Annotated in this window: 12 protein-coding genes; 6 read left to right on the forward strand and 6 right to left on the reverse strand. The window is 65.2% G+C overall.

Translation table 11 applies throughout. The features are described 5' to 3' along the window. Positions 1-101: 101 nt before the first annotated feature. Entirely contained in the window at positions 102-1,565 is a 1,464-nt protein-coding gene (locus J2Y55_RS04125) for an MFS transporter (protein ID WP_310147900.1), read from the reverse strand. A 104-nt stretch (positions 1,566-1,669) separates the two neighbouring features. Further along, on the reverse strand, positions 1,670-2,137 hold the full coding sequence (locus J2Y55_RS04130) for a hypothetical protein (protein ID WP_310147904.1): 468 nt from the start codon (positions 2,135-2,137) through the stop codon (positions 1,670-1,672). 133 nt (positions 2,138-2,270) lie between these two features. Between J2Y55_RS04130 and flhA the strand changes: the two genes are divergently transcribed. From flhA to J2Y55_RS04145, 3 genes are all read left to right on the forward strand, one after another. Beyond that, positions 2,271-4,355 carry a flagellar biosynthesis protein FlhA gene (gene flhA, locus J2Y55_RS04135; RefSeq protein WP_310148707.1) on the forward strand — a complete coding sequence of 695 codons (2,085 nt, stop codon included), beginning with the start codon at positions 2,271-2,273 and terminating at the stop codon, positions 4,353-4,355. Between the two features lie 153 nt (positions 4,356-4,508). After that, positions 4,509-4,997: a GNAT family N-acetyltransferase gene (locus tag J2Y55_RS04140; protein ID WP_310147906.1), complete on the forward strand. Its 489-nt coding sequence runs from the start codon at positions 4,509-4,511 to the stop codon at positions 4,995-4,997. Then, positions 4,994-5,965, forward strand: coding sequence for a DMT family transporter (locus J2Y55_RS04145; RefSeq protein WP_310147909.1), 972 nt, complete (start codon positions 4,994-4,996; stop codon positions 5,963-5,965). The genes J2Y55_RS04140 and J2Y55_RS04145 overlap by 4 nt, the downstream gene beginning before the upstream one ends. A gap of 13 nt (positions 5,966-5,978) precedes the next feature. On the opposite strand, the gene J2Y55_RS04150 is transcribed toward J2Y55_RS04145, so the two are convergent. Continuing rightward, positions 5,979-7,058, reverse strand: a complete 1,080-nt coding sequence (locus J2Y55_RS04150; protein ID WP_310147912.1) for a lysylphosphatidylglycerol synthase transmembrane domain-containing protein — start codon at positions 7,056-7,058, stop codon at positions 5,979-5,981. A gap of 413 nt (positions 7,059-7,471) precedes the next feature. Here J2Y55_RS04150 and J2Y55_RS04155 point away from each other — a divergent pair, with 413 nt between their 5' ends. Next, positions 7,472-8,086: a GNAT family N-acetyltransferase gene (locus tag J2Y55_RS04155; RefSeq protein ID WP_310147915.1), complete on the forward strand. Its 615-nt coding sequence runs from the start codon at positions 7,472-7,474 to the stop codon at positions 8,084-8,086. 183 nt (positions 8,087-8,269) lie between these two features. On the opposite strand, the gene fliJ is transcribed toward J2Y55_RS04155, so the two are convergent. Then, a complete protein-coding gene (gene fliJ, locus J2Y55_RS04160; RefSeq protein ID WP_092167381.1) occupies positions 8,270-8,680 on the reverse strand; it encodes a flagellar export protein FliJ in 411 nt (136 codons plus the stop codon). 238 nt (positions 8,681-8,918) lie between these two features. Here fliJ and J2Y55_RS04165 point away from each other — a divergent pair, with 238 nt between their 5' ends. Next, positions 8,919-10,139, forward strand: coding sequence for an MFS transporter (locus J2Y55_RS04165; RefSeq protein ID WP_310147919.1), 1,221 nt, complete (start codon positions 8,919-8,921; stop codon positions 10,137-10,139). A gap of 110 nt (positions 10,140-10,249) precedes the next feature. Here the strand turns inward: J2Y55_RS04165 and J2Y55_RS04170 are convergent, their stop codons facing one another. Continuing rightward, entirely contained in the window at positions 10,250-10,603 is a 354-nt protein-coding gene (locus J2Y55_RS04170) for a DUF1304 domain-containing protein (protein ID WP_310147922.1), read from the reverse strand. Positions 10,604-10,726: 123 nt separating this feature from the next. Continuing rightward, complete coding sequence (gene fliI, locus J2Y55_RS04175) at positions 10,727-12,067, reverse strand: flagellar protein export ATPase FliI (protein ID WP_310147925.1); 1,341 nt, start codon at positions 12,065-12,067, stop codon at positions 10,727-10,729. Between the two features lie 342 nt (positions 12,068-12,409). Here fliI and ctrA point away from each other — a divergent pair, with 342 nt between their 5' ends. Then, positions 12,410-13,111, forward strand: a complete 702-nt coding sequence (gene ctrA / locus J2Y55_RS04180) for a response regulator transcription factor CtrA (RefSeq protein WP_069692841.1) — start codon at positions 12,410-12,412, stop codon at positions 13,109-13,111. Positions 13,112-13,240: the final 129 nt, after the last annotated feature.

Genomic DNA, 13,240 nt, shown 5'->3' on the forward strand with positions numbered 1-13,240 from the left:
CCATTCCCTATTCGTGCCCGCATCACAGCGCGCAATCGGGACTGAAAGATAACGCATTTTCGTGGTCTGTGTTCCTATTCCTCAAATTTCTCTGATCATGCCTAAAGCCGCTCGGAAGCGGGCTGATCGACGGCATTGAGCGGCCGGGTGATGTCCTCGAGCGATCGGCGCTCGGCGCGGACGGCGAAGAGCGCAGCGATCAGGGCCGCGGTCAGCATCAGGGCGGCGCCGAACAGGTAGCCGCCGAAGACGCTCAGGCGCGAGCCGGTGTCGATCAGCGCGCCGAACAGCCAGGGGCCAGCGACGCCGCCGATACCGGTGCCCACGGCATAGAAGGCGGCGATCGCCAAGGCGCGCATCTCGACCGGGAAGGTCTCGCTGACGGTGAGATAGGCAGAGCTCGCGGCGGTGGAGGCGAAGAAGAAGACGATGCTCCAGCAAACCGTCAATTGCGCTGCGCTGACGAGGTCGCGCCAGAACAGATAACCCGTCGCAGCCAGCAGCAGGCCCGACATCGCATAGGTGAAGGCGATCATCCGCCGCCGCCCGAGGGTGTCGAAGAGGCGGCCCAGGATGATCGGCCCGAGCACGTTGCCCGCCGCGAAGGGCAGGATGAACCAGCCGATCGCCTGCGAGGGCACCGCGTAGAAATCCGTCAGGATCAGCGCATAGGTGAAGAAGATCGCATTGTAGAAGAATGCCTGTGCGGCCATCAGCGCCAGCCCCACCAGCGCCCGCTGCCGGTGCATGACGAACAGCGCGTGGAAGACCTCCCGAAGCGGGGTCGCAGCGCGCGGACGCAGGTGGATCTTCGGCAGGGCCTCGTCGGCACTGTAGGAAACCCCGGCGCGGCGTTCGATCCCGGTGACGATCGTGGCGGCCTCATTCGGGCGGCCATGGCTGATCAGCCAACGTGGGCTCTCCGGTATCCATTGCCTGAGGACGAGGATGACGAGGCCGAGAGCCGCGCCGATGAAGAAGGCGAGCCGCCAGCCCAGTTCGGGATCGATGATCGCAGGATCGAGCAGGACAATCGCGCCGACCGCGCCGAGCGCCGCGCCGATCCAGAACGAACCGTTGATCACGAGATCGACCCAGCCGCGCATCCGCGCGGGAACGAGTTCCTGGATGGTCGAATTGATGGCTGTATATTCGCCGCCGATGCCCATGCCCGTGAAGAAGCGGAAGATGATGAAGCTGGCAAAGTTCCAGGAGAAGGCGGTCGCGGCCGTGGCGACGAGATAGACCAGGAGCGTGATCGTGAAGAGCCGTTTGCGACCGAGCCGGTCGGTCAGCCAGCCGAAGAGGAGCGCGCCGAGGACTGCGCCTGCAAGATAGGCCGCCCCGGCGATGCCGATCTCGGTGTTGCTGAAGCGCAGCGTCGGGCTTTGCTTCAGCGCGCCGGAGACCGAACCGGCGAGCGTGACCTCGAGCCCGTCAAGGATCCAGGTGACGCCAAGCGCCACCACCACCAGCGTATGGAACCGCGACCAGGGCAGGCGGTCGAGCCGGGCCGGGATATCGGTCGAGATCGTCGGCCCCAAAGCCGTGTCCGGCGCTGCCATGCCGGCGTCCTCCCGATTGTCGCGAGGCCGCTATCGGTCGAACGGCCTGCGTATGAAAAAGGCGGCGCCTTGCGGGCGCCGCCTCGTTGGTTCGGGCGCTGACGTCAGCGCACGTAGATCGGGCGCCGGCGGATGACGCGATGCGGGCGCCGGACGATGACGGGCCGGCGCACGATGACCGGGCGACGATGACGCGGGACGAAGGGCCGGTGCGGACGAGGACGCCGGACATACTGGGTGAATTCAGCCTCGGTGCTGTCGAGCGCAGTCTTGCTTGCGACGTCGATCTCATCGGTCGCCGGCACGGCCGGGACAATCTCCGGCTTGCGCGAAGCGGCCTGCGCAATCACGGTGCCGCCCAGGCTCGCGGCAGCCAGGCCGCCGAAAATGCTCATCACAAAGGAACGTCTATCCAAGTCTTCCTCCAATATGTGCGGTCTTGCAAAACCAGTTTTGTCGACCCGCGGCAAGTTACGCGGCGCAATGCGGCGATAACGCGGCAGTTTGATAACGACCTGTTCAGGGAAAGGTTCCCGGGGCAGTTTTTCCAGCCGTCTTAACCACTCGTTCACCATGTACCCGGCAAGAATTGCCGGGTTATGCCTCTGTCGGGGCGTATGTCCGCATGCGGACGGGTTCGCCGTGGCGACGGGAGTGGGTTGGTCGATGACCGATGTGACGGCAGGCCAGGGCGGCGGCTTCAACATGCCGAGCCGCGGCGCGATGGGGAAGCTCCTCAACCGGCCAGACCTGTTCCTGGCGATCGGCGTCATGGGCATCCTGGTGGTGCTCATCTTCCCGCTGCCGGCGCTCCTGCTCGACCTTTTGCTGGCGCTCTCGATCATCCTGTCGGTGCTGGTCTTGATGACGGCGCTCTTCATCGAGGAGCCGCTGGAATTCTCGGCCTTCCCGACAGTTCTGCTGATCGTCACCATGTTCCGATTGGCGCTCAACCTCGCCTCGACGCGCCTGATCCTGGCGCATGGGCATGAGGGCGGCTCGGCGGCGGGCCATGTCATCGAGGCTTTCGCCAATTTCGTGATGAGCGGCAATTTCGTGATCGGGGTGATCGTCTTCACCATCCTGATCATCGTCAACTTCGTCGTCATCACCAAGGGTTCTGGGCGTATCGCCGAGGTCGCGGCGCGCTTCGCGCTCGACGCCATGCCGGGCAAGCAGATGGCGATCGATGCCGATCTCTCGGCCGGACTGATCGATCAGGAGGTCGCGAAAGTCCGGCGCAAGGCGCTGGAGGACGAGGCAAACTTCTTCGGCTCGATGGACGGTGCCTCCAAATTCGTGCGCGGTGACGCCATCGCGGCGCTGCTGATCACCTTCATCAACGTGCTCGGCGGCATCATCATCGGCGTGGCGCAGCAGGGTATGAGTTTTGGCGCTGCGGCGCACAACTACACGATGCTGACGGTCGGCGACGGGCTGGTCAGCCAGATCCCGGCATTGATCGTCTCGACTGCGGCGGGCCTTCTGGTCTCCAAATCGGGCGTGCGCGGCGCGGCCGACAAGGCGCTCGGCAAGCAGCTCTCGGGCTACCCCAAGGCGCTCGGCATGTCGGCGGCGGTGATGCTGCTGATCGCCATCCTGCCCGGCATTCCGATGCTGCCTTTTCTTGTGCTGGCGGGCGGCTCTGCGTGGCTCGCCCGGCATTTTGGCAAAATCGCCAAGGCCAAGGAGACTGAGGAGGCTGTCGTGGCTGCTGCCGCCTCGCCGCTCTCCGCCGACGGCACGCCGAAGGAGGAGACGCTCAACGACCTGCTCAAGCTCGATGAGCTCAAGATCGAGATCGGCTACGGCCTGCTGCCGCTGGTCAATGCGGCGGGTGGGCAGGACAGGCTGACGGACCAGGTGCGCGCGCTGCGGCGCCAGCTCGCGGCCGAGCTCGGCTTCGTCATGCCGGCGGTGCGCATCGTCGACAACGTCCAGCTCGAGGCCAACTACTACTACATCAAGATCAAGGAGATCGATGCCGGGCACGGTATCGTCTATGCCGGCCAGTACATGGCCATGGACCCGATGGGTGGCGCGGTGAACCTGCCCGGCCATAATGTCCTGGAGCCGACCTTCGGCCTGCCCGCGACCTGGATCGACGCCGCCTTGCAGGATGAGGCGCAATTGCGCGGCTTCACCGTGGTGGACGCCGCGACCGTGATCTCGACGCATCTCACCGAGGTGCTGAAATCGAACATGCCCGAGCTGCTTTCGCATGGCGAGGTGCAGAAGCTGCTGCGCGAGCTGCAGAAAGACCATGCCGACCTGCTCAAGGAGATCGTGCCGAGCCAGATCTCGACCACGGGCATCCAGCGCGTGCTGCAATTGCTCCTGGCGGAACGCGTCTCGATCCGCGATCTCGCCACCATCATCGAGGGCATCGCGGAGGTCGCCGGCAGCATCAAGAATCCGCGCGACATCGCCGAGCATGTCCGCACGCGCCTTGCCCGTCAGATCTGCGCGCAGTTCTCCAACGGCCAGGGCAATCTGCCGATCATCACGCTCTCCTCGGCCTGGGAGAGCATCTTCGCCGAATCGATCATCGGCCAGGGCGAGGAGCGCCATCTCGCCATGCAGCCCTCGCGGCTGCAGGAATTCGTGCGCCATGTCCGCGACAAGTTCGAGGAGGCGGCGCGCATCGGCGAGATGCCGGCACTCGTCACCTCCGGACTGGCGCGGCCCTTCGCGCGCCAGATCATCGAGCGCTTCCGCAGGGAGACGCCGGTACTCTCGCAGGCCGAGATCCATCCTCGGGTCAGGCTGAAGACGGTCGGCAGCGTCTGAGACGGCTGTCGGCGACACGGCTCTGTCGCCTGACGCCACTCGGGGTCCTTCCTGCAACTCACATCCCGGCCGCACGCGCCTCGCCAGCTTGACGCCTGATCGTTCACTATAATAGTATATCGTACTCTATAGTGGACAATCGAGAGCCCGAGCATGAACATCCGACCGGCTCTTGCGGCCGACCTGCCGGCGATCCTGGCGATCTACAACGCCGTGATCGCGACCTCGGCCGCCGTCTACACGGAGACGCCGGCGACCCTGGCGGATCGGCAGGCTTGGTTCGCGGCGCGGACGGAGCAGGGCTATCCGGTGCTGGTCGCCGATGAAGGTGGCGAAGCGGTCGGCTACGCGACCTTCGGCGATTTCCGGGCCTGGCCGGGCTATCGCCACACCGTCGAGCACAGTGTCCATATCCGCGCCGACAGGCAGGGCAGGGGGCTTGGCAAGGAGCTGGTCTCGGCGCTGTTCCCCTATGCCGCCGGGCTCGACAAGCATGTGATGATCGCGGGCATCGATGCGGCGAACGAAGCGTCGCTGCGGATGCATGAGCGCCTCGGCTTCACCCAGGCGGGGCGCTTCAACGAGGTTGGGCGCAAGTTCGAGCGCTGGCTCGATCTCGTCTTCCTGCAGCGTTTCCTATGACAGATCTGCGCAGCGGTGCCGAGGCCCTCGTCGCGCCGGCCTCGGCCGAGGCGCGGAGCCGCGTGGCCAGGCATCCATACCTATCCCTCAACGTTCTTCTCTTCGTCGCGATGTGCCTCGCCTGGGGGCTGACCTTCCTGCCGGTCAAGGTCGCCGTGGCGCATGTGCCGCCGATCTTCCTGGCGGCGGCACGCTTCAGTCTTGCCGGGCTTCTGCTGCTCGCCTGGGCCGGGCGTGACGCGTTCAAGGTGCCGGTGCAGGCATGGCTGCGGCTCATCGGCACGGCGCTGCTGGTCAATAGCTGCAATTACGCCTTGCTGTTCTGGGGCATGGGGCATGCGCCCTCGGGGCTCGCGGCGATCATCAATATGGCGACGATCCCGATCTATACGGTGCTGGCGAGCCGCGTGATCGAGGGGCAGCCCATCAGCGGGCGTCGCATCGCGGCGGTCGCGCTCGGGGCGATCGGGCTCGGCTTCCTGTTCGCGACGCGGGTATTGGGAGGCTTGAGGGCGGCGAAGGGCGATGGGCTGGAATTCTGGGGCCTGGCGGCGATTGCGCTGGGCACGTTCTGCCACTGCGTCGGGGCGGTGCTGAGCCGCAAGATCGCGGGCACGATGCCGACCCTGACGCTGGCGGGCTGGCAGACCGCGATTGGCGCGCTCGGGTTGATTTTGCTCTCGCTCGCGCTCGAGCCTGTCGGCGGCGTGCATCTGCGCGCGCTCGTGGAATGGCCGACGGCGCCGGCGCTCGCCTTCGTCGTCATCGTCGGCTCGCTGATCGGCTTCACCATCTTTCTGAGGCTGCTGCGCGATTGGGGCGCATTTTACGCCGGGCTCTTCGCCTTCGTCAGCCCGGTCATCGCGGTCGGCGCCGGCGTGGCCGCGCTGGGCGAGCCCTTCGGATGGCCTGAGGCGGTCGGCGCGCTCGTGATGTTCGGCGCGGCGGCGATCGCGCTCAGGAAATAGCCCGAGCCGGTCTTCAAACGATCGGCGGGTCGGCGCTCCTGGCCTTGGCGTCGGCCTGCGCGACCGCGACCGCCAGCTTGTGTTTCTTGAGCTGGGAGCGCTCGAAGGCGAGCACCACAGGCAGCGACACGACCAGCGGCAGAATGAGGTAGAACAGCCGCCAGATCAAAAGCGCGGCGAAGACGGCCGGCGCCGGCACGCCAGGCATCACGGCAAGGAAGACCGCCTCCATCACGCCGACGCCGCCCGGCACCTGGCTCAGCAGCCCGGCGGAGAAGGACAGCAGGAAGGCGCCCAGCACGATCATGAAGCCCGGATTGCCCTGGTCGGGCAGGGCGAAATAGATGATGCCGGCGGCACCTGCGAGCTCCAGCGGCGCCGCCAGATATTGGCGCGCGACGATCGGCAGGCGCGGATAGATCAATTCGAACTTGCCGATCTTGAACGGCTTGAACTTCAGCCAGGAGCCGATCGTGTAGAGCACGACGAAGCCGAGCATGCCGAAGCCGATCAATCGTGCCGTCTGATCGCCGATCGCGAAGCGCGTCGAGAGCCGCGTCAGGGGGCGCAGGATCTCCGGCTCGACCACCAGGACGAGCCCGAGCAGCAGGATCGTGCCGAACGCGAAGGTGAAGGAGCACAACGCCACCAGCACCGCGACGTCGGCGGCCGTCAGCCCCTTGGCCGTATAGGCCCGGAACCGCACCATGCCGCCGGAGAAGACCGACGCGCCGATATTGTGGGACAGCGCGTAGGTGACGAAGGAACACAGCGAGATATAGGGCCAGGAGATGCCTTTCTCCTTGCCGATATGGATGAGCGCGATGCGGTCGTACCAGGCAAGCGCGGCATAGGCGACAAGGGTGGCGAGCGCGGCATGCAGGAAGGCGTCGGGCGAGATCAGCCCGATCTTCTGGCCGATGCGGATCGCGACGATCTTGATGTTGTCCCAGAGGTTGCCTTGCTCCAGCAGGGCCTGGATCGCGGCGTCGGTGCCAGCCTCGGTCTTGAGCTTCTCCCAGAGCAGGTCGACCGACCAGACGACCGCGACAAGCCCGATGATCGGCCAGAGATAGTCGAGATACTTTTTCATGGGACCCGCAGCTGCGAGGAGACGAAAAGCCATAGATACGCCATTGCTCGCACATGCGGGAAACACGCGAGCCGGAGGCTTGCATCTTCTCTGCCAGCGGTCGCGCGCGAGGGCAAGCGGCGCATGGCTGGATGGCTCTTTGGGAGCGGGCTGGGCGCTAGAGCCGGATGATTTCAGATGGAATCACGAAGTGATCCCATCTGAAATCTGAATCCGTCTCTCATCAAGGAGTTAGAGCAGGATCAATCGCGAAAACCGTTTCCCGCTTTTTCGCATCCTGCTCTTGCGGCCGCCTCATGTGCCGATCATGGGGATGGCGCTTGTGTCGTGGGCGAAATCCTCCGACCCTGCCGCCGCGATCATGTCATGATCGCGGCATTGCCCATCCCGCCTCGTCGCATCAAGAAGCCAGCATGTCCGAAAGCCTCTCCATCAGCCTGACCGGCATCACCGACCTGCCGCCGGGCAAGATCGCCGCCATCGTCACCTCGCTCGAAATGTTCGAGGCCCCGCCGCCACGCTCCGACCCGCCCGGCATGGCGGGGTTCGCGCTTGATTCGATCGGGCGCGAGGATGTCGCCCGCTATCTCGCGATCTACCGCGTCCTGGGCGAGCGCTGGATGTGGTTCAGCCGGCTGGTCAAGCCGGTGGCGGAGCTCCAGGCGATCCTGGCCGATCCAGCAGTGGAGTTTTTCGCCGTCCGGTATGAAGGCCGCGATGTCGGCTTGCTCGAACTGGATTTCCGCGTGCCGGGCGAAGGCGAACTCGCCTTTTTTGGCCTCGATGAGAGCGTGATCGGGCGCGGCGCGGGGCGCTGGTTGATGAACCGCGCCCTCGCCAAGGCCTGGGCAAAGCCGATCGGCCGCTTCTGGGTGCACACCTGCACGCTGGACCACCAGGGTGCGCCGGAGTTCTATCAGCGCTCCGGCTTCACCGTGTTCAAGCGCAGCGTCGAGGTCGATGACGATCCGCGGCTGCACGGCCATATGCGGCGCGATAGCGTGCCGCATCATCCGGTCATCGCCTGAAACGAATGAAGCCCTCATTCCGGCGAGAGCGAGCCATGCTCACCTCTCGCCGGAATGAGGGCTGATCGTTGCGGGCTTCGCCGAGAGTGTTTTCGAGCGAAGTGGCTACCGGTTCGCGTGAAGAAAACGCGTTGAAATAAAGTCCTAGATCAATTGAACGATCCAACCCGATCGGAAATTGCTCTAGGCGCCGGCGCGGGCGCGCAGTCCGATCGAGTCCATCATCGCCTGATCGCGGGCGGCCTCGGCGGCGCGCTCGGTGGCACGTTCGCGATCGTCGAGAATCTCGACCTTCTTCATGTCCTCGAAGGCTTCCTGCAATTCGGCCTTGGCCTCGTCGAGCTGACCCTTCAGGTTGTCGGCCGACTGACGCAGGTTGTCGCGACGGCCGAGAGCCGCTTTGGCATAGGTCGGGTAGGCGAAATGCGCCGGATCGGAAATTCCGGCCCGGGTTTCCTCGCTCTGGATCTCGCGATCCAGATCGGTCGCCATCCGATGAAACTCGGCGATCATCATCTCAATCTGGCTAACCCGGCGGCGCTTTTCGTCCACCTGGAAGCGTTTGAGACGCAAAAGGGTCTCTCGCGACTTCATGTCGTGTCCAACTCCTGATTACACTTGGTCGCGCGCCGACCCCTCGACACGCAACCGGAACTCTATCCGCGAGACAAAAAGCACAATGGGGCAAGGAGGTTGACCGTTCCTTACCGAAATCGGTTGCTTTGCGTGCATGTTGAGATCGCGTTGCGGCCCCTGCCGCTCCTGACATGCTTCAGCTAAGGCTTCCGCAACAGAGTGGGGCGCTGCTCCCGCCGTCGACGGAAACGCCTTCTTGCCCGCCCCTTTCCCGTCTGCCCCTTCGCGCCTGTCCGGGCATACACCGCTGCTCTGCGGCCTGGCGCTGACCCGCATCATCGGCTGGGGCTCGACCTATTACGCGCCGTCCGTGCTGGCGGGCTATCTCGATCGTGAAATGGGGCTCGGGCCCGAGCTCGTCTTCAGCGGCATCACCATCCTGTTGCTCACCGGGGCATTCGCGGCGCCGGCCCTGGGCAAGCATCTCGATATGCATGGCACGCGCCGCTCGATGTGCGTCGGCGCGGTGATCTGCGGGCTCGGCCTGGCGGCGCTCGCCCTGGCGCAGGGGCCGGTCAGCTATCTCGCGAGCTGGTTCGTCATCGGCATCGGCCATGCGATGACGCTGGCCAATACCGGCAACGTCACGGTGGCCCAGATCATGGGCGAGCGCACGCGCCGGGCGCTCGGCCTGATGATGCTGGTGACCGGGTTCTCCTCGAGCGTGTTCTGGCCGCTCGCCGCCTTCCTGTCGCAGGCTTATGGCTGGCGCGTCGCCTGGCTGATCTTCGCGGCGATGCAGATCGTCATCGTGCTGCCGATCCATTTCGCCATCCCGGCCTATCATCGCTCGCCGGCCGCGGAGGCGGTGGCCGGGCCGGCAAAGGCCGATGATGTGGGCAGCGCCCCTCCGGCGCAGCGCCGGGCGACCTTCTGGCTGCTCGCCTTGATCTTTTCCGCAAGCGGGCTCGTCTCCTGGGGCTTGCCCCTGAACCTCATAGCTTTGCTGCAAAGCTCGGGCCTGAGCCAGGCGAGCGCGGTCGGCATCGCCTCTCTGGGCGGCCCGGCGACGCTTTTGGCGCGTCTGGTCGATGCGGTCGCGGGCGAGCGTTTTCCGGTCGAGCGCGTGGCGTTGGGTGGGCTTGCGCTGGGGCCGCTCGCCTGCCTGATCATGGTGTTCGCGCCGGGCTCAGCGATGACCGCCGTTACCTTCGTGGTCTGCTTCAGCGCGGCGATGGGGGTGATCTCCGTCGCACGCGCCACGCTGCCGCTGGCGCTCTTCGGCCGCCAGGGTTTCGGTGCGATGCTGGGCAAGCTCGCGGTGCCGCAGAACATCGCCTTCGCCGTGGCGCCCCTGCTGTTTGCGGTGATGATCGAGAGCATGGGTAACCGCGCCACGCTGGTCGCCTCGGCGGCGATCCAGCTCGTCGGCTTCCTGGCGATGCTGCGGCTGGTGCGCCTGCTGAGAGGTGCCTAGAGCCGTTTCCGATCCAATTGGATCGTTCAACAACTCCTGCTCTTTGTTTTAACGCGTTTTCTTCACGCGAACCGGTGTCCACCTCGCTCGAAAACACTCTGGAGGCGGCTTCAGATCCTGATCAGCAGCGCCAGCAGGGCCAGGGCGGCGGGGGCGGCCTGGATGTAGAGGATCTTGCGGCTCGCTGTCGCCGCGCCATAGAGGCCCGCGACGATCACGCAGGCGAGAAAGAAGGTCTTGATCGCGAAACCAGCCTCGCCGAGCCACAGGCCCCAGACCAGTCCAGCGACCAGGAAACCGTTGTAGAGACCCTGATTGGCGGCGAGCGTCTTGCTCTGGGCCGAGAACTCCGCCGTGGTGCCGAACGCCTTGCGGCCGCGCGGGGTGTCCCACCACACCATTTCGAGCAAGACGATATAGGCATGGATCAGCGCGACGAGGCAGATCAGGATGGTCGCTATCATCGGCTGGCTCCAGTCATGGCGGATAGGTAGCAGTGAACTTCCATTCGCGTGGATTCAGCAAGCGGAGGGCCGATCCCCTCCCCAGACTGCCCGCGCGTCGCAAGCTCGGCCGTCGCCCGTGCCTCAACCGTTCATGATCGCCGACAGCATGGCGTAGCATTCGGGCAGGGAGGTCGCTTCGTCCTTGGCCTGCTTGAGGAAGCCCTCCAGCGCCGGGTTGAGGCGGATCGCCTCGTCGACTTCGGCTGATGCGCCCTGGCGATAGGCGCCGAGCCGAATCAGCTCCTCCATGTCGGCATAGGTCGCGAGCGTCGCGCGCGCTTTCTGCACCACCGGATAGAAAGCCGGGTCGCAGGAGCGTGGCATGGTGCGCGAGACCGATTTCAGGATGTTGATCGCCGGATAGCGCCCGCGCTCGGCGATCGAGCGCTCCATTACGATATGACCGTCGAGGATGCCGCGCACCGCGTCAGCCACCGGCTCGTCATGGTCGCCGCCATCGACGAGGACGGTGAACAGGCCGGTGATGGCGCCGTCCCCGATGCCCGGCCCGGCGCGCTCAAGCAGGCGCGGCAGTTCGGCGAAGACGGTCGGCGTATAGCCCTTGGTCGTGGGCGGTTCCCCCGCAGCGAGGCCGATCTCGCGCATCGCCATGGCGAAGCGCGTGACCGAATCCATCAGGCACATCACCTGCTTGCCCTGATCGCGGAAATATTCGGCGAGCGTCAGCGTGGTCATGGCCGCCTGCTTGCGCATCAGGGCGGGCTCGTCCGAGGTCGCGACGACCACGACCGAGCGCGCGAGACCGGAGGGGCCGAGATCGTCCTGCAGGAACTCCTGCACTTCGCGGCCGCGCTCGCCGACGAGGCCGATGATGTTGACGTCGGCCCGGGCGTAGCGCGCCAGCATCGAGAGCAGCACCGACTTGCCGACGCCCGAGCCGGCGAAGATGCCCATGCGTTGGCCGAGGCAGCAGGTCAGGAAGGCGTTGAGCGCGCGCACGCCGAGATCGAGCGGCTTGCCGACGCGGCGCCTGGAATGAGCGGGCGGCGGATCGTTGCGGAAGGTGCAGAGCGTTTCGCCTTCGGGCAAGGGCGGGCCGCCATCGACGGGGCGGCCGAGCGCATCGACGACGCGACCGAGCCAGGCGGAGGTTGGTTTGATGCCGGGCTGGGCCTTGTCGACATAGGCGGGGCAGCCGCGTCGCACGCCGTCAAGCCCGCCATAAGGCATCACGAGCGCCTTCTCCCCGGAGAAGCCGATGACCTCGCAGGGTACGCGGACGCCCGGCGCGATCTCGATCTGGACGCGGCCGCCCAGGCTCATCGCGCCGATCGGCCCCGAAATTTCGACGAGCAGCCCCCGGACCGCGGTGACACGGCCGTAGACCGTGATGCTGTCGAGGCCGCCAATGGCGGCAGCGAGGTTGGAAAGTCGGTCGGGGCCGCGCGAAGCGCTGTTCATAACTGCTTCCGTCAACCTTTCATTTACCTGTGTGATTAACACTGTGTTTCGAGGCTGCGGCGTTTCGCAGGGCCTTTCAGCCCTGTTCCACGACGCTGGTCTCCGCGAAAGGCGATTTCGCGGGTGAAGGCTCCACGATCCGTGTCAAATTCGACTCACCTCGACAAGGATCGTTCACTTTCTCCCAAGAAGCGCTTGCGCTCGGGAATCACGGTTTGTTAACCATTTCTCCGTAGCGTGTCGCGTGGCGTTTCATCAGGCAAGCACGTCATCGTCCTGAGCCGCGGGGGCCCGGATGAGAAGAACGATCAGCTTGCCTGCGGGCGGAATTGGGGACGTGACATGCGGGTTCTGCTGATCGAGGACGATAGCGCAACCGCTCAAAGCATCGAGCTGATGCTCAAATCGGAGAGCTTCAACGTCTACACCACCGATCTCGGTGAGGAAGGCGTCGATCTCGGCAAACTCTACGACTACGACATCATCCTGCTCGACCTGAACCTGCCCGACATGTCGGGATACGAGGTTCTGCGCTCGCTGCGTGTCGCCAAGGTGAAGACGCCGATCCTGATTCTGTCCGGCCTCGCCGGCATCGAGGACAAGGTGAAGGGTCTCGGCTTCGGCGCCGACGACTATCTGACCAAGCCCTTCCACAAGGACGAGCTCGTCGCCCGGATCCATGCCATCGTGCGCCGCTCGAAGGGCCATGCCCAGTCGGTCATCACGACGGGCGACCTCGTGGTCAATCTCGACACCAAGACCGTGGAAGTCGACGCCGCGCGCGTCCACCTCACCGGCAAGGAATACCAGATGCTGGAGCTGCTCTCGCTCCGCAAGGGCACGACGCTGACCAAGGAGATGTTCCTCAACCATCTCTATGGCGGCATGGACGAGCCCGAACTCAAGATCATCGACGTGTTTATCTGCAAGCTGCGCAAGAAGCTCGCCAATGCGTCGGACGGCAAGAACTACATCGAGACCGTCTGGGGCCGCGGCTATGTGCTGCGCGAGCCGATGGACGTCGAGGAACGCATCCCGGCCTGAGATGTGGTGGCCCGTTCCGCTCGTCATAGGGCGGTCATGAACGGATGCCAAAACGCCCTTGGCCTGATCGTCGGATGTACACGACAGGTCGACGGGGACCCCGCCGAGAGGCGGGGTTTTTGTTTGGGC

The sequence above is a fragment of the Allobosea sp. BE125 genome (genome assembly GCF_031456075.1).
Taxonomy (GTDB): domain Bacteria; phylum Pseudomonadota; class Alphaproteobacteria; order Rhizobiales; family Beijerinckiaceae; genus Allobosea.